The organism is Roseovarius sp. MBR-79 (genome assembly GCF_053628555.1).
In genome coordinates this window covers 104,728-119,670 of sequence record NZ_JBRJGP010000001.1, presented here as the reverse complement: position 1 = coordinate 119,670, position 14,943 = coordinate 104,728, and the positions used below count along the sequence as shown (strand labels likewise).

At 64.0% G+C, this 14,943-nt stretch carries 13 protein-coding genes; 1 reads left to right on the top strand and 12 read right to left on the bottom strand.

Annotated elements, in window-relative coordinates; genetic code table 11:
• Nucleotides 1–9: 9 nt before the first annotated feature.
• The 7 genes from ACSSV8_RS00600 to ACSSV8_RS00570 all read right to left on the bottom strand — a co-directional run bounded on the left by ACSSV8_RS00600 (nt 10) and on the right by ACSSV8_RS00570 (nt 5,708).
• Nucleotides 10–1,254 carry an AAA family ATPase gene (locus ACSSV8_RS00600; protein WP_454281171.1) on the bottom strand — a complete coding sequence of 415 codons (1,245 nt, stop codon included), beginning with the start codon at nt 1,252–1,254 and terminating at the stop codon, nt 10–12.
• A 163-nt stretch (nt 1,255–1,417) separates the two neighbouring features.
• Complete coding sequence (locus tag ACSSV8_RS00595) at nt 1,418–2,071, bottom strand: OmpA family protein (protein WP_354539684.1); 654 nt, start codon at nt 2,069–2,071, stop codon at nt 1,418–1,420.
• Nucleotides 2,072–2,084: 13 nt separating this feature from the next.
• Nucleotides 2,085–3,506, bottom strand: coding sequence for a type II and III secretion system protein family protein (locus ACSSV8_RS00590; RefSeq protein ID WP_454281170.1), 1,422 nt, complete (start codon nt 3,504–3,506; stop codon nt 2,085–2,087).
• A gap of 195 nt (nt 3,507–3,701) precedes the next feature.
• Nucleotides 3,702–4,571 (bottom strand): Flp pilus assembly protein CpaB, encoded by an 870-nt coding sequence (cpaB, locus tag ACSSV8_RS00585; RefSeq protein WP_454281169.1) that lies wholly within the window; start codon nt 4,569–4,571, stop codon nt 3,702–3,704.
• 195 nt (nt 4,572–4,766) lie between these two features.
• A complete protein-coding gene (locus tag ACSSV8_RS00580) occupies nt 4,767–4,958 on the bottom strand; it encodes a hypothetical protein (RefSeq protein ID WP_454281168.1) in 192 nt (63 codons plus the stop codon).
• 176 nt (nt 4,959–5,134) lie between these two features.
• A complete protein-coding gene (locus ACSSV8_RS00575) occupies nt 5,135–5,338 on the bottom strand; it encodes a Flp family type IVb pilin (protein WP_454281167.1) in 204 nt (67 codons plus the stop codon).
• Between the two features lie 97 nt (nt 5,339–5,435).
• The gene (locus tag ACSSV8_RS00570) at nt 5,436–5,708 is read right to left on the bottom strand and encodes a hypothetical protein (RefSeq protein WP_454281166.1); all 273 of its coding nucleotides are present in this window, start codon (nt 5,706–5,708) and stop codon (nt 5,436–5,438) included.
• Here ACSSV8_RS00570 and ACSSV8_RS00565 point away from each other — a divergent pair.
• Nucleotides 5,707–6,522 carry a lytic transglycosylase domain-containing protein gene (locus ACSSV8_RS00565; RefSeq protein ID WP_454281165.1) on the top strand — a complete coding sequence of 272 codons (816 nt, stop codon included), beginning with the start codon at nt 5,707–5,709 and terminating at the stop codon, nt 6,520–6,522. The genes ACSSV8_RS00570 and ACSSV8_RS00565 overlap by 2 nt on opposite strands.
• Before the next feature lie 46 nt (nt 6,523–6,568).
• Here ACSSV8_RS00565 and ACSSV8_RS00560 read toward each other — a convergent pair whose 3' ends face one another.
• The 5 genes from ACSSV8_RS00560 to ACSSV8_RS00540 all read right to left on the bottom strand — a co-directional run bounded on the left by ACSSV8_RS00560 (nt 6,569) and on the right by ACSSV8_RS00540 (nt 14,901).
• Nucleotides 6,569–7,198, bottom strand: a complete 630-nt coding sequence (locus ACSSV8_RS00560; RefSeq protein ID WP_354539691.1) for a 3-oxoacid CoA-transferase subunit B — start codon at nt 7,196–7,198, stop codon at nt 6,569–6,571.
• Nucleotides 7,198–7,911, bottom strand: coding sequence for a CoA transferase subunit A (locus tag ACSSV8_RS00555; RefSeq protein WP_454281164.1), 714 nt, complete (start codon nt 7,909–7,911; stop codon nt 7,198–7,200). Before ACSSV8_RS00555 ends, ACSSV8_RS00560 begins: the two co-directional genes overlap by 1 nt.
• A 125-nt stretch (nt 7,912–8,036) precedes the next feature.
• Complete coding sequence (topA, locus tag ACSSV8_RS00550; protein ID WP_354539693.1) at nt 8,037–10,709, bottom strand: type I DNA topoisomerase; 2,673 nt, start codon at nt 10,707–10,709, stop codon at nt 8,037–8,039.
• An 83-nt stretch (nt 10,710–10,792) separates the two neighbouring features.
• Nucleotides 10,793–11,929: a DNA-processing protein DprA gene (gene dprA / locus ACSSV8_RS00545; protein ID WP_454281163.1), complete on the bottom strand. Its 1,137-nt coding sequence runs from the start codon at nt 11,927–11,929 to the stop codon at nt 10,793–10,795.
• Nucleotides 11,930–12,210: 281 nt separating this feature from the next.
• Nucleotides 12,211–14,901 carry a calcium-binding protein gene (locus ACSSV8_RS00540; protein WP_454281162.1) on the bottom strand — a complete coding sequence of 897 codons (2,691 nt, stop codon included), beginning with the start codon at nt 14,899–14,901 and terminating at the stop codon, nt 12,211–12,213.
• Nucleotides 14,902–14,943 lie beyond the last annotated feature (42 nt).

Sequence of the window (14,943 nt, the reverse complement as noted above, 5' to 3'; positions counted from 1 at the left end):
AGTCCTTCCTCAAGCGGCCTCGGACTCTTCGCGGCCAAGGTCGTGCAGGGATTTCGCAAGTTTGGCGATCTCGCGGCGCAACGGGTTCTTGGCTGAGCTCATTGCGAGCGGCAGCCCGTGATCCGCGCTCTGGGCGGCGGCGCGCCCGCCATCGGGCAGTTGGATGTCGATGGCGATATCGAGGTTTTCGCTCAGACGGCGCACCCGGCTCTTGCCGGTCAGATCGGTGAATTTCGGCGCGCGGTTCAGGCAGAAGCGGAGCTTTTCGAATGGCAGCTCCTCGGATTGCAGCGCGCGCTTGATCCGCTGACAATTCTGGGCCGACCGCATGTCGAGTTCGAGCGTGGCAAAATAGATCTGGCACGCATTCAGGACCGACTCGGTCCATTGCACCAGGGAGGTCGGCATGTCGATGATGATGTAATCGAAATGCTGACGCGCCAGATCAAGCACCCGCTTGATGTCGTCCGAGTTGATGAAATCGAGCGGCAGGATGTCCGTGGGCGCGGTCAGCACGCGCAGCTTGTCCTCGAACGTGACGAAGGCCTGTCGCAAGATATCCTCGTCGAGCCGCTCCGTGTCGGACCACATCTCGAAAACGACATCGCGGCGCGGCAGGTCAAGGAAGGTGGCGACGGACCCGAATTGCAGGCTGAGATCGATCAGGCAGACTTGCGGCGGCTTGGCCTTGTCCGTTATCGCCAGTTCCCAGGCAAGGTTGGTGGCGAGTGTCGTGGCACCGGTGCCACCCGCGAGGCCCTGCACGGCCAGCACCACACCGGCACCGTTCTTCGGGAGTGATTCGGGCGGCTTCGGCGTCGCCGCCATGGCGTGAACGGGTGCCGGTGCCGCCCTGAGACGTTCAATGGCCGCCTCCAACTCGCCTTCCGGCAGGGGGTAGGGGACAAATTCATCCGCTCCCCTGCGCAAAAGCTGATGCAACGAGGCGGGGCTGACATCCTCGGCAATGAGGATGCATTTGATCCTTTTGTCATGTGCCACGGTGATGATTTCGGTCAGCAGAGCGAGGTCCTCTTCGTCGCCGGCATCCATTGCCAGGGCCACGAATTCAAGCGCCTCCGCCTCCGGTTGGGCGAGGAAGGCCAGCGCCTCGGCAAAGCCGAGATCGCCCCACGCGTCACCCATCGCGGTTTCCATGTCCTCGATGAGGAGGTCGAAATTCTGGACGTCTCTGCTGATCGTGCAGGCACGAATCGGGTTCGGCGCGGTTTGGGTCATTGTGCTACTCGTCATGCCAATCTTGCATTTATGGCCTGACGTTACGGACAGTCAGACCCTTGTTGTTGAGGCAACATGTCCGAGAATGTTGGCGATATTTGGCCAAAAGATCGTCATTACTGGAAGACAAAAAAAACCCGCCGATTTCGGCGGGTTCTGTGGTCTGGCAGGCAGGGGCTTATTCCTGGTCTGTGACGTCCCCCGACAGTCGGACATCCGGTGTTGCCTTGGCGCTGTCGATATAGCCGCGATAGACGACCTCGGCATATCTGCCATCCATGATGATCGGGTTCGACTGAACAAAACCCGATACCTCGGTCACCGTGCGCCGGTTGCGCCGTTCGCGGCCCTGCGTGACGATAAGGGGTTGCGTGTCGCCAAACGAGGCCACCGCCTCCAGCCGCGCGCGGCTTATGCCCTGGCTTGTCAGGAAATTGACCACCGCCTGCGCCCGCCGCATCCCGAGCGCCTTGTTGTAGGCAGACGTTCCCACCGCGTCGGTATGGCCATAGACGCGGAAGCGCACCTCCGGGAACTGCCTGATCCAGCGGGCCTGTTCGCGCAGCGTATCGCGCGCACCGGCGTCCAGAGCGGCGGAATCGAAGGCAAAATTCACGGTGCTCATGACCTCGTTGGAAAATCTGTTGGCAAGGTCGAATACATAGCTGCGCTCGCCGGTCATCACGAGGTGATTGCTCATCGTCGCCTGGCCGAACGTGCCGTTATCGGCCAGCCCGCCCACTTCTCCGAAATAGGAGCGGTAGACTTCGCCGTCGGGTGCTGTGCAGGCCACCGCGGCAATCAGACCGGTAATCGCGAGATAATGTTTCATGAGGCAACCCCGCTCATTCCATCACGTAGCCGTAGGACCCCGTGAAATCCTGCTTTGCAACTTCGCCGGCGGCCCCTCTGGTCGGGGCGCCCTTGGCGACGCGCCCCCTGAGGAAGAGATCGGCCTCGGAGGGCAGGCGCACGCGGTCGGTGGGCAGCACCAGCGCCTCGCCCCGCGTCGGCGAGACAAGATGCGCCGAGACGATGATCACCAACTCGCTCTGGTCGCGCTGGAAATCGGCGCTGCGGAAGAGCGCGCCCAGAACCGGAATGTCACCCAGCCAAGGCACCTGCGAGGCGTTGTCGCGGAAATCGTCCTGCAAGAGCCCCGCGATGGCAAAGCTCTCGCCGTCGCGCATCGCCACCGTGGTCGAGGTGTCGCGGCGCCGGAAGCCGGGCAGCGTCAGGCCGTTGGTGACAATGGAATTCGCGGGATCGACCGAGGATACGGCCGCCACCAGTTCGAGATTGATGATGCCGTCATCCACAACGCGCGGCACGAATTTCAACTCGACGCCGAATCTCTTGAACTCGACGGTGAGCGTGTCGGTATCCTGCGCCACCGGGATCGGGAATTCGCCCCCCGCAAGGAAGGACGCCTCCTGCCCCGACAGCGCGGTCAGGTTCGGCTCGGCCAGGGTGCGCACGACGCCCTTGGTCTCGAGCGCCTCGAGCAGGATGCCGATTTCGGTCGCGCCTATGTCAAACCCGATGAAGGCGGTGCCGGCGGCGGTCTGGCCGCCGACCGTGCCTGGAATGAGGTTGCCGCCGCCATTGGCGATCTGGTTGGTACTGAGGCGCGAGCCGGTGACGCCGATGCGATCGTTGCCACTTTGTGCATTGAGCGTCAGGTTGGCGGAGAGCGCCTTGGACACGCTGCGCTGCATCTCGGCAAAGCGGACCTTGAGCATGACCTGCTGCTTGCCCGAGACCGACATGAGGTTCGAGACACGTTCAGGCGCGTAGCGTTCGGCCAGATCGAGCGCGCGTTGCAGCCGCGCCGGGCTGGACACGGTGCCCGACAGCACGATGCCGTCATTGGCGGTGCGCACCTCGATGGTCTCGCCGGGAAGGATCTGGCGCAGCCGTTCCTTGAACTCGGCCACATCGGTGCTCACATGCACGTCGATATTGGTGATAAGTTGCCCGGTGCCGTCGAAAAGCGTCAGCGTGGTGCGCCCCGGCGTCTTGCCCAGCACATAGATCGTGCGGTCCGAGAGCGTCGAGAAATCGGCGATGGCCGGGTTTGCGATGCTCAGTTCGGCGAAGGGCACATCGCTTTCAACCACGATGGCGCGGTTCATCGACACGCTCAGATTGCTTGCTGCACCGTTTTGCAGGACGCGCACGGTTTCAGCCTGCGCTGCCATCGGCGCGGTCATCGCATTGACGACACATGCAGCAAAAGCCGCCGTGATAAATCTTTTCAGGATCATGTGACCTGCCTCTCCGATCACGCCTCATTTGCCGGATCTTTTGTCCGATTTGATTTGATCATGCGCGAATTTTCTGAATCTTGCAAGGAATCAATAAGTTTTGAACTTCAGATGGCGAATGATGCCGTGAATATGGGGCGCAATAGCCACAAAGGCCGCCCGGTCGGGCGGCCTGATGCTTGCTGTTTCGGGTGATCAATTGGTGCAGGGGATCGGCGTCACGATCACCTCTGCGCCGCGCCGGGTGCGGATGGCGCAGGTTTCTTCCTTCACCTCCGGGGCGGCCTCGATCCGCGCCTGAAGTCCCAGAAGGCGCGATTGATCGACCTCGATCACCTCTGCGGTGCTTTGATCCATCGCCCCGACAAGCGAGAGCGCAAGCCGCCCGGTCGCCTGCGCCTGCGCAAGGGCGGCAACCTGTTGCGGTGTGGCTGCGACGGTGACGGTGCGGGCGACGCGCGTTTCGGACCGGTCCACATCGGCGCTCTGGTCGATAGCGACAAGCTGCAACTGCGTTTCGATCAGCTTGGTGACATCGCCGGTGGAATCCCCCTCGGTGCGCAGGTTCTGGCCCTGGATGCGGCCTGTCCAGTAGACATCCACCGAGTCGCCCGGTCGCAGAAAGCCCGAAACCCCGCTGGCCGCGTCCACCTGGATGGCAAAGGCGCGCATGCCGGGGGCGAGGCCGGTTGAAATGCCGGCCGGTTCCCCCGGCTTGGTCACTTTCGTCTCGAGAATGATCTCGTTCGCGCTCATGCCGCGCAGAACCTCGCGCGCACCAAGGCCGGTCACGGGGGTGAGAGACTCGATCTTGTCAAAATACCCGTTGGGAATAGACGCTTTGGGAAAGGGAACGAGGCGGATGTCCGCTTGCGCGATCTTTTCACCGTATTTCATGTCCCGTGCCGCGACCACCACATCGACCGTTTCGATCTGCGGCCCGCGCTGTTGACGCTCGAGCGCCAGTTCCTGCTGATATTGATCGATGTAGTTTTTCGCCATGTAGGTGGCAAAGCCCGCAAGGCCGATACCGGCGATCAGGACCAGTCCGAATATCAGGCGCATGGTTTACCCTTCCATATCGTTGATGCGTTCCGGTGGACAGCAACCCACGGGATCAGCAGTGTTTGTGCAGGCAGATCGTGGCAAAAGAATGGAGGTTTTCGGGAACCTGGATGGAAAGAGGCCGAACACGAACCCGGCGCGTCCTGTGCGCGCAGAACCTCAGGTCCGGCCTCCTCGCTCTGATGTCCGGGCGCGTCAGTCGTAGAACTGTGTTCCGACATCGGACACGCGTTCGGAAACGCTCGTGACGTCGCCGAGGATGGCCGTGACGATGCTCAGGGAGAGAAACACGACAAGGGCCGTCAGCACGACGAAATCGACCGTCACGGCGCCCGAGTCCTGTTTCCAAAATCGCCTCAGGCGATCGCAGATGATGAAAACCGTCATGTCTGTGCCCATCCGTTTGAATGTGTCGTTAAAACACATGATCGTTGATGACCGTTGAATGTGCCTCGTGATGTCTCAGGGAGCCATGCAAATTTTACACATTTTCCTGGCCGTTGGCCAAAAGGCCGCGAACCCGGAGGTTCGCGGCCCGTTGATCACGCGGTCGACCGAACTGATCAGCCGCCGGCCGGCGCGGGGGCCGAGGCCGCATCGCGGGAGTCGATCTCGGTGCCGATCTTGGTGGCAAGACCGTCCATGCTTTTGCCGACAACCGTCACGGCGCCGATGCCGAGTGCCACAACGGCGGCGGTCAGCACAACCCAGTCAACCGTGACTGCGCCGTCTTCATCTTTCAGGAAGTTCTGGAAAAAGTTGGTCATTGTTTGGTCCCTCCAAAGGATCAGTGGTTCAGGTTTCACATCCACCCCGGTTCTGGACCCAACGTTTTTTATGGCCCGTTGCCGTCGTGGTGTGACCCTATATGGCCCCTGAATTCGGGCGGGATTTGGGCGGCTTTGAAGCGATTTCCGCGTCTTGGATAATTTTATGGAGTATTTTGTCAACCATATGAAAATAAACAAAAGAAAACAGTGATGTTTTTGAAAATACAGCTTTTACGGGAAGAATTTGGTAAAAATTCTGTCCGCGAACCGGGGCAAAAAGCGACAGTTCTGGCTTTTTGCGGCGATTGTTGGCATAGTGTCGCAAAACATCCAGAGGCAGAGCGGTGCCCGTCAAGAGAATCTTCATGGTTTTGGGTCTTGCTGCGACTCAGGCCCTTTTCACACCTGCGCGCGCGGGCGATCCGCCGCCCTTTCCCGAATTCACCTTCAAGCGCGAGACGGCCCCGAAACCCGGGGAACGCCGCCCGCTGGTGCAGATCGACCCGCAGGCGGTCTGGCCGCCGCCGCCGCGCCCCGCCGAAGACTCGGCCCCCGACCCCGATGCGGCCCCAAGCGGGGTGGTCTCTCGCCATGGCTGGTTCTGGGAGGACGTGCCCGCAGGCCTTGACGCGTCCGGTCCCGAGCGGCTTCGCGCCGCGATGGCGCGGCTCTCTCAACCGCCCGCAGGGGCGGCAGGCGTGGCCGCCCCCCGGCTGGAGGCGATACAGGCCCTGCTGCGCGCCCATGGCGCCGAAATCCTGCGCGCCACCATCGGCACGCGTGTCTCGCCCGCGCTCGTGCTGGCGGTGATCGCGGTGGAATCCTCGGGGCGCGAGGCGGCGGTGAGCCATGCGGGCGCGCAGGGCCTCATGCAGCTCATGCCCGACACCGCGCTGCGGTTCGGCGTGCGCGACGTGTTCGCACCCGCCGAGAACATCCGTGGCGGCGCGGCCTATCTCGACTGGCTGATCGGAGAGTTCGGCGGCGATGTGATTCTGGCGCTCGCGGGCTACAATGCGGGCGAGAACGCGGTTCACAAGAATGACGGCGTGCCGCCCTATGCCGAGACGCGCGATTATATCCCCAAGGTTCTGGCCGCCTTCGAGGTGGCGCGCGCGCTCTGCAAGACGCGGCCCGAACTCCTGACCGATGCCTGTGCGTTTGATCTGGCGATGAATTAGGGCCGGGCGCGACCCGCCCGGCCCCTCACATCGGTTGACGATGGTCTCAGTTGACGATGGTCGCCTCGGTCGCGGCGCGCAGCTCGTCCTCGGTCACGCCCTCGGCGGTCTCGACGATCTTGAGCCCGCCCTCGACCACATCGAGCACACCGAGATTGGTGATGATGCGATTGACCACCCCCTTGCCGGTCAGCGGCAGAGTGCAGTCGCGCAGCACTTTGGACTCGCCGTGCTTGTTGGTGTGATCCATCACCACCACCACGCGGCGCACGCCCGCCACCAGATCCATCGCACCGCCCATGCCCTTGACGAGCTTGCCGGGGATCATCCAGTTGGCCAGATCCCCGTTCTCGGCCACTTCCATCGCGCCCAGGATCGCCATGGCGATCTTGCCGCCGCGAATCATGCCGAACGAGGTGGCGCTGTCGAAATAGGCGGTGTGGGGCAGTTCGGTGATGGTCTGCTTGCCGGCGTTGATGAGGTCAGGGTCTTCGTCACCCTCAAGCGGGAAGGGCCCCATGCCGAGCATCCCGTTTTCCGATTGCAGCGTCACCGTCACCCCCTCGGGGATGTAGTTCGACACCAGCGTCGGAATCCCGATGCCGAGATTGACATAGGTGCCGTCCTCAAGCTCCTGCGCGGCGCGTGCCGCCATCTGATTGCGATCCCAAGCCATTATGCTGCCCTCACCGTGCGTTGTTCGATGCGTTTCTCATGCGTGCCCTGAACAAGGCGGTGCACATAGATGCCCGGCAGGTGAATGCAATCGGGGTCGAGCGTGCCCGGCTCCACGATCTCTTCGACCTCCATCACGCAGATGCGCCCGCACATGGCCGCCGGCGGGTTGAAGTTGCGCGCGGTCTTGCGGAAGATGGCGTTGCCGGTGGTGTCGGCCTTCCACGCCTTGACGATCGAGAGGTCGGCGAAGATGCCGCTTTCCATGATATAGGTTTCGGCCGCCCCGTCTGCGCCGGTGGGAAAGTCCTTGTGCTCCTTGCCCTCGGCGATGACCGTGCCGACGCCGGTCTTGGTGTAGAAACCGGGAATGCCCGCGCCGCCCGCGCGCATCCGCTCGGCCAGGGTGCCTTGCGGATTGAATTCAAGCTCCAACTCGCCGCTCAGGTATTGGCGCATGAATTCCGCGTTCTCCCCCACATAGGAGGAGATCATCTTGCTGACCTGCCGGGTCTGAAGCAGGATGCCGATGCCGAAATCGTCGACGCCCGCATTGTTGCTGGCGAAGGTGAGATTTTTCACGCCCGCGTCGCGGATCGCCGCGAGCAGGAGTTCGGGGATACCGCAGAGGCCGAACCCGCCTGCGGCAATCAGCATGTCGTCGCGCAAGAGCCCGTCGAGCGCCTCCGCTGCCGAACCGTAAACCTTGGACATTGCAAAACTCCCTTTGAAGCCTGTCGGGCCCGGTATGATCATGGCGACGGCGCGAGTCAACGCAAGGCGCGCCCGCATCGACACGGTTTACGGATTACTACGTAAGGGGCCTCAAGCCGCGCGGCTCAGACGGCCTTCTTGCGCGTGGCGGGCTTGGCCGCCGCCTTCTTCGCGGCGGGCTTTTTTGCGGCAGGTTTCTTCGCGGCAGCCGTTTTCGGGGCGGCCTTCTTCTTGCCGCCCTTCGCCGCCTTGGCCGTGATCAGTTCCAGCGCCGCCTCCAGCGTCATCGCGTCGGGGGGAGTGTCCTTGGGCAGGGTCGCGTTGACCTTGCCCCATTTGACATAAGGACCATACCGCCCCTCGAACACCTGAACCGGACCACCGTCGGGATGTTCGCCCAGATCGCGCAAGGATTTCGCCGCCGCGCGCCCGCGCCCGCCGGGATTGGCGCGCTTTTCGGCCAGAAGCTCCACCGCGCGGTTCATGCCGATTTCGAACACGTCGGCTGGGTCCCGGAGGTTGGCGTAAACGGGTTTCGCCTCGTCGGGCAACTGGTGCATGAGGTAGGGGCCGAAGCGGCCGAAATTCGCCTTGATCGCGCCGCCCTCGGGATGCGCGCCCACCTCGCGCGGCAGGCTCAGGAGCGTCAGCGCCTTTTCCAGCGTCATGTCCTCGGCTTTCCACCCCTTGGGCAGGCTGGCGCGCTCAGGCTTCTTGTTTTCCTCGGTGGCCTCTCCGCGCTGCACGTAAGGGCCAAAGCGCCCCGAACGGAGCGAGATTTCGTTGCCATTCTCATCCTCGCCAAGGATCCGGTCGCCGTTTTCGGCCGCATCGCCGCCGATGGGGCGCGTATAGCGGCAGTCGGGGTAATTGCCGCAGCCGACAAAACCGCCCGAACGCGAGGTCTTGAGATGCAACTGCCCCGTTCCACAAAGCGGGCATTGGCGCGGATCGCCGCCATCCTCGCGGGGGGGATAGAGCGTGGGGGCAAGCGCTGCGTCGAGCACGTCGAGCACCTCGGTGATGCGCAACTCGGATGTCTCGGCGATGGCCGCCGAGAAATCGCGCCAGAAGCGCGAGAGGATATCCTTGTAATCCGCCTCGCCCGCGCTGACCCGGTCAAGATCCTCTTCCAGATTGGCGGTGAATTCATAGCCCACGTATTTGCGGAAGAAGTTGATCAGGAAGACGGTGACGATCCGCCCCTTGTCCTCGGGGTAGAGGCGGTTCTGTTCCTTGCGGACATATTCGCGGTCCTGAATCGTGCCCAGCACGCTGGCATAGGTCGAGGGGCGGCCGATGCCCAGCTCTTCCATCTTCTTGACCAGCGTCGCCTCGGTGTAGCGCGGCGGGGCTTGGGTGAAATGCTGGAGCCCCAGCACGGCCTCGTTTTGCGAGAGCATCGCGGCGGGGCTGTCCTTGCCGTCCTGTGCCTTGGCGAACTCCGCGCGCAGCGAGGATTTGGCGAAGGCCGCCTTGTCGCCCTGCATGATCTGCGGCAGGCGGCGGTCTTCCTCGTCGGTCACGTCGTCGCGCCCTTCCTCGTAGACCTTGAGGAACCCGTCAAAGAGCATCACCTGCCCGGTGGCGCGCAGGCCAACCTGTCCGTCCGCGCTGCCGATATCGACGGTGGTGCGCTCCAGCCGCGCAGCCTCCATCTGGCAGGCAAGGGTGCGTTTCCAGATCAGGTCATAAAGGCGGCGCTGGTCGGTGTCGGTGAGCCTCAGCTTGGCCGCGTCGCGGGTCATGTCGGTGGGCCGGATGCACTCATGCGCTTCCTGCGCGTTCTTGGCCTTGTTTTTATACATGCGGGGCGATTTCGGCAGATACGCCTCGCCAAAGCGGTCGCGGATCGCGTCGCGGGCGGCCATCACCGCCTCTGGGGCCATGTCGATGCCGTCGGTGCGCATATAGGTGATGTGCCCGGCCTCGTAGAGGCGTTGCGCGGCGCTCATGCATTGTTTGGCGCCCATGCCGAACTTGCGGCTGGCCTCCTGTTGCAGGGTCGATGTCATGAACGGGGCGGAGGGATTGCGGCTGGCCGGTTTCGCCTCGACGCCCGTCACCGAGAGCGCGCGCGCGGCCACGGCCTGCACCGCCAGTTCGGCCTGTGTCGCGTTTTCCAGATCGTATTTGTCGAGTTTCTTTCCCGCAAGCGTGACCAGCCGCGCCTCGAACTCCTGTCCGCGCGGCGTGGCCAGAGCCGCCTTGACGGACCAGTATTCGCGGGCGGTGAACGCCTCGATCTCCATCTCGCGCTCGACGATGAGACGCAGGCACACGGATTGCACCCGCCCCGCCGAGCGCGCGCCGGGCAGCTTGCGCCAGAGCACGGGGCTGAGGTTGAAGCCCACGAGGTAATCGAGCGCCCGGCGCGCCAGATAGGCCTCGACCAGCGGCGCATCGACCTGACGGGGGTTTTTCATTGCCTCGGTAACGGCGGCCTTGGTGATGGCGTTGAAGACGACGCGGCTGACGGGCGTATCTTTGTTGATCGCCTTGCGCTTGCGCAGCGTTTCCTCGAGGTGCCAGCTGATCGCCTCGCCCTCGCGGTCGGGGTCGGTGGCGAGGATGAGGGCGTTGTCATCCTTGAGCGCGTCGGCGATGGCCTTGACATGCTTGCGGCTGTCGGCACCCACCTCCCATGTCATGTCAAAGCCGTTCTCGGGATCGACCGAGCCATCCTTGGCAGGCAGGTCGCGCACATGGCCATAGCTTGCCAGAACCGTGTAGCCGTCGCCCAGATACTTGTTGATGGTCTTTGCTTTGGCGGGCGATTCGACAACGACGACGGGCATGGACACTCCTTCCGGCTTTGCGGGCCGCTTATGGCGGCGCACCATGTGGGCTGGCAAGGGGAATTGTCAATGAAGGCCCGGGATCAGGCGCTGAGCGAGACAAGGCCACCGGGATGGCGTGTGATGCGTCCGTCAAGCTCGAGCGCGACGAGCGCGGGGGCCACGGCCTGCGCGGGGCTGGCCAGATCGCGGATCAGTTGATCCTCGGCCAGCGGTGAGGGGCCGAGGCGGGCGAGTATCTCGGTATGCAGCGCGGCGGTCTCGCGCAGGGGGCGCGGGGGCGGCGCAGGGTCGGGCAGGGGGATGTCGGCCTGAACGGGGGCCTCGTCGCGCGGCAGGGCCTCGATCACGTCGACGGCGCTGCGCACCAATACGGCCCCGTCGCGGATCAGCATGTTGCAGCCGCTGGCGCGCGCGTCGAACGGGTGGCCCGGCACGGCCATCACCTCGCGCCCTTGATCGAGCGCCGTGCGCGCGGTGATGAGCGAGCCGGATTTCGCCGCGGCCTCGACCACGATGACGGCGCGCGCGAGGCCGCTGATCAGTCGGTTGCGCGTGGGAAAGTGCCGCGCCTGCGGCACAAGGCCCATGGGCTGTTCCGACAGGCGCAGGCCGTTGCGCAGGATATCCTGTGCCAGCCGCGTGTTCTCCGCCGGGTAGATCACATCGACCCCACCCGCCATGACGGCGAGCGTGCCCGCTTTGAGGCTGGCCAGATGGGCGGCGGTGTCGATCCCGCGCGCAAGGCCGGAGACCACGACAAAGCCCTGCTCCGAGAGGTCCGCCGCCAGCGATTTTGCCATGCGCATCCCGAGAGAGGAGGCGTTGCGCGCACCGACAAGGGCGATCATGGGACGGCTGAGCGTGGCGATGTCGCCCATCACCCAAAGAACGGGGGGCGCGTCGGGCAGGTCGCTTAGCGCCGCCGGATAGGCAGGGTCGGCACAGGCAAGAAGGCGCGCACCGGCCTTTTGCGCGGCGCGCAATTCGGCGATGGCCACCCCCTCGGGGCAGGGGGCGTAATCGGTCACACCGGCGGCGCGGGCAACCTCCGGCAGGGCATCGAGCGCCGCCGCCACGCTGCCGTGTTCGGACAAAAGCCGGTGAAATGTCACCGGACCAACCCGGCGCGAGCGCAAGAGACGAAGCCACGAGACCCGCTCATCTTCCGTGGTGGGTGGGAGTGGGGGGTGAGTGGAAGGATGTGTGACCTTGGGCATCCCGTGACCTCGCCTGCTTGCAGGATCATGGATACCGCCGGAAGGGTTAACGGGCGGTAAACCGAAACCGGGTGGACCGCAGATTTTTCGCGGACTTCCGGTAAGGTATTGAAAATAAGCTTGAACTTATTATTGTATTGGCGGTTTTCGGTTGCGATCAAGCAGGCGCCGCGTTTGCTTCATTGGCGCGCCCGCGCAACTTTGCTCCGATACAAACGCATCGGGCGACGCTCAGGATCCAGAGCGTCGCCCGACACGGGTCTCCCGGTTGGCTATGTCACTCAGACGATGTCGAACACCGTGTCGAGCCCGTCGAGCGTTGTCAGGCCCGCCAGCGTGATGCTGGTGCTTCCGCCGAAATCGAGCACGGCATTGCCTCCCACAATCGACCCGAAGGTGCTGACCACGGCGGCCCCGTTCGCAGCCCCCCCAAGAAGGTCGCTGGACAATTCGATCCGGTCACCCGCGCCGATGTTGAAGAACTCGAACACATCCGCCCCGTCGCCCGCGCCGAACACGAAGACATCCGCGCCGGGACCGCCCCAGACCGTGTCATTGCCCGCGCCGCCCTCAAGACGGTCATCGCCCGCGCCGCCGAAGATCAGGTCGTCGCCGTCGCCGCCCAGAACCGTGTCGTTGCCATCGCCTGCGAACACCGTGTCGTTTCCGGCCCCGCCGTCGACCGAGTCGGCCCCGATGTCGCCGCCGATCTGATCCGCGCCGTCGCCGCCGAGCATGGTGTCGTTGCCAGCACCGCCCCAGAGCTCGTCGTCGCCCGCGCCGCCGTCGAGGAAATCGGCACCGTCAAAGCCGCCGATTGTGTCGTTGCCTTCCCCGCCCGAGAGCGAGTCGTTGCCGAGCCCGCCCCAAAGCTCGTCGGCGCCGTCGCCGCCGTCGATGCTGTCGTTGCCGTTGCTGCCGCTCAGCGTGTCGTTGCCCGCGCCACCATCAATCTGATCGTTGCCCGCGCCGCCCCAGACCTCGTCATTCCCACCGCCAGCATTTATCTGGTCATCGCCGTTGCCGCCGCCGATCTGGTCGTCGCCAAGACCGCCCCAGATGGTGTCATTGTCGTCGCCGCCAAAGATTGTGTCATCGCCGTCACCCGCAAAGATCAGATCAAGGCCCGCGCCACCACCGATATTGTCGTTGCCGGCATCCCCGACAATCGTGTCGTTGCCGTCGCCGCCAAAGAGATCCTCCCAGCCGATGCCGCCGATCAGGCTGTCATCGCCCGCGCCGCCGAAGAGGCCGTTGGGCCCGGTCCCGCCGATGAGCGTGTCATTGCCGGTGCCGCCAAAGAGATCGTCGGCCCCGTCGCCACCCTCGATCAGGTCGTCGCCGCCGAGCCCGTTGATGAAATCATCGCCCGCCGTGCCGATGAGCGTGTCGTCGCCTTCGGTCGGCCCGCCGGTATCGACGGTGATGCCGGCCACCTGCTCGGCGGTGAGGCCCGCGAAGGTGATCGAGTTGCCGCCGCCGAAATCCACCACCGCACCCGCGTCCGTGTCGGTCGCATTGGCCATCGCCGCCTGAAGCGCGAGGAACGAGCTTCCGGCGATGCGCAGCACGAGGCTTTCATTGTCGGCATCGAAATCGCTGATGGTGTCGTTGCCGCCGCGATGCACGAAGGTGTCGATGCCGCCACGCCCCTCCAGCCGGTTGTCGTTGGTGTCGCCCGCGATCACGTCAGCGCCGTTCGAGCCGCGCAGCCATTCGATGTTGCTGATCGTGTCGGTGAAGGCGTTGCCGTTCCACAGCCCCGTTACCGTGCCCGCCGCCAGATCGGCGTCGATCCCGTCCACCCCGTTGCGATCATACCGCAGCCGGTCGAACCCGCCGCCGCCATCGATGGTGTCGTTGCCCTGCTGCGAGATGAAGCTTTCATCCGCGGCGCTGCCGATGATCAGATCGTCATTCTCGGTGCCGCGGATCTCCCAGACCGCGCTGCTGCCGCTGATCGTCTCGGTATTGCCGAAGCCGTCATCGGCGATCACGCCGGTGGCGAGGTTCACCTGCGCCCCGCCGGTCGCGCCGGTGAACCCGAAATCGAGCCGCACCAGTCCGGCACCGTTGATCTCGTAGCTGTCCGCGCCGTCGCCGCCGCGAACCGGCATCCACTGGCCTGCGTCGGGTGCGAGGGTAAAGCTGTCGTCGCCCGTGGTGCCGATCACACTCAGCCCGCCATCGCCAAAGCCCGCGTCGAGCGGTTGCGCGACGTCCACAAGCGTGTCGGTGCCGTTCGCGCCCTTGTCCACCGTGCCGGTATTGGCCGCCCCGTCGATGGTCACGGCAATGCCACTGTCGAGCGCGTCGTAGCTGAGCGTCACGAAGCCGTCGACGCCGTCATTGCCCGACATGTCGATCGTGTCATTACCCGCGGAGCCGACCACGAAATCGCCGTTCGGCGCGGCGTTGCCGGTGATGATCAGGTCATCCCCCGCCGTGCCGACAAGCACGTCATCGCCATCCGTGCCTTCGATGGGGTTCACGTCGCCACCGGTGATTTCGCCGCCGAGACTGGTGATGGGGATGTTGACGCCCGGGGCAAAGGCGCCCGATGCGACACCGACATTCGTGATGGAATCGTCGAGCGCGTTGAACCCGGCGACGGTCGTCGGCAGGGTCAGGGGATCGCCGCCGATCTGGAAAATCGCGTCAACGCCCTGAACCGGGTCGAAAAAGGCAAGCAGGACATGGGTGCCCTCGGGGGTCTGGATGAAGCCGAGCGAGGTTTCGATATCGTCATTGTTAAGCACATCGAAACCGTTCACCGTGGCACTGAGCGGCTCGGTGCCCCCGATATCGACAAGGGGAAGATCGCCGGGCTCGGTGCCCGGCAGCAGCGTGTAGTTGAGCACCGCACCGGCATTCGGGAATTGAACGGTGAACGTGGCCGTTCCAACCGATGATGTCGTGTCGTTAACGTCGTCGAATACAACGAAAATGCCGGTGAGGGTCAGGGTTGTCATGGGGTATTCCTTATCAGTTTTGAGTAATGTTGGACCCACCGC

Excerpts from the sequence above, each read along its gene's own strand:
- ACSSV8_RS00600 (WP_454281171.1), bottom strand. The coding sequence starts at position 1,254 with ATGACGAGTAGCACAATGACCCAAACCGCGCCGAACCCGATTCGTGCC.
- ACSSV8_RS00595 (WP_354539684.1), bottom strand. The coding sequence starts at position 2,071 with ATGAAACATTATCTCGCGATTACCGGTCTGATTGCCGCGGTGGCCTGC.
- ACSSV8_RS00590 (WP_454281170.1), bottom strand. The coding sequence starts at position 3,506 with ATGATCCTGAAAAGATTTATCACGGCGGCTTTTGCTGCATGTGTCGTC.
- cpaB (WP_454281169.1), bottom strand. The coding sequence starts at position 4,571 with ATGCGCCTGATATTCGGACTGGTCCTGATCGCCGGTATCGGCCTTGCG.
- ACSSV8_RS00580 (WP_454281168.1), bottom strand. The coding sequence starts at position 4,958 with ATGACGGTTTTCATCATCTGCGATCGCCTGAGGCGATTTTGGAAACAG.
- ACSSV8_RS00575 (WP_454281167.1), bottom strand. The coding sequence starts at position 5,338 with ATGACCAACTTTTTCCAGAACTTCCTGAAAGATGAAGACGGCGCAGTC.
- ACSSV8_RS00565 (WP_454281165.1), top strand. The coding sequence starts at position 5,707 with ATGGTTTTGGGTCTTGCTGCGACTCAGGCCCTTTTCACACCTGCGCGC.
- ACSSV8_RS00570 (WP_454281166.1), bottom strand. The coding sequence starts at position 5,708 with ATGAAGATTCTCTTGACGGGCACCGCTCTGCCTCTGGATGTTTTGCGA.
- ACSSV8_RS00560 (WP_354539691.1), bottom strand. The coding sequence starts at position 7,198 with ATGGCTTGGGATCGCAATCAGATGGCGGCACGCGCCGCGCAGGAGCTT.
- ACSSV8_RS00555 (WP_454281164.1), bottom strand. The coding sequence starts at position 7,911 with ATGTCCAAGGTTTACGGTTCGGCAGCGGAGGCGCTCGACGGGCTCTTG.
- topA (WP_354539693.1), bottom strand. The coding sequence starts at position 10,709 with ATGCCCGTCGTCGTTGTCGAATCGCCCGCCAAAGCAAAGACCATCAAC.
- dprA (WP_454281163.1), bottom strand. The coding sequence starts at position 11,929 with ATGCCCAAGGTCACACATCCTTCCACTCACCCCCCACTCCCACCCACC.
- ACSSV8_RS00540 (WP_454281162.1), bottom strand. The coding sequence starts at position 14,901 with ATGACAACCCTGACCCTCACCGGCATTTTCGTTGTATTCGACGACGTT.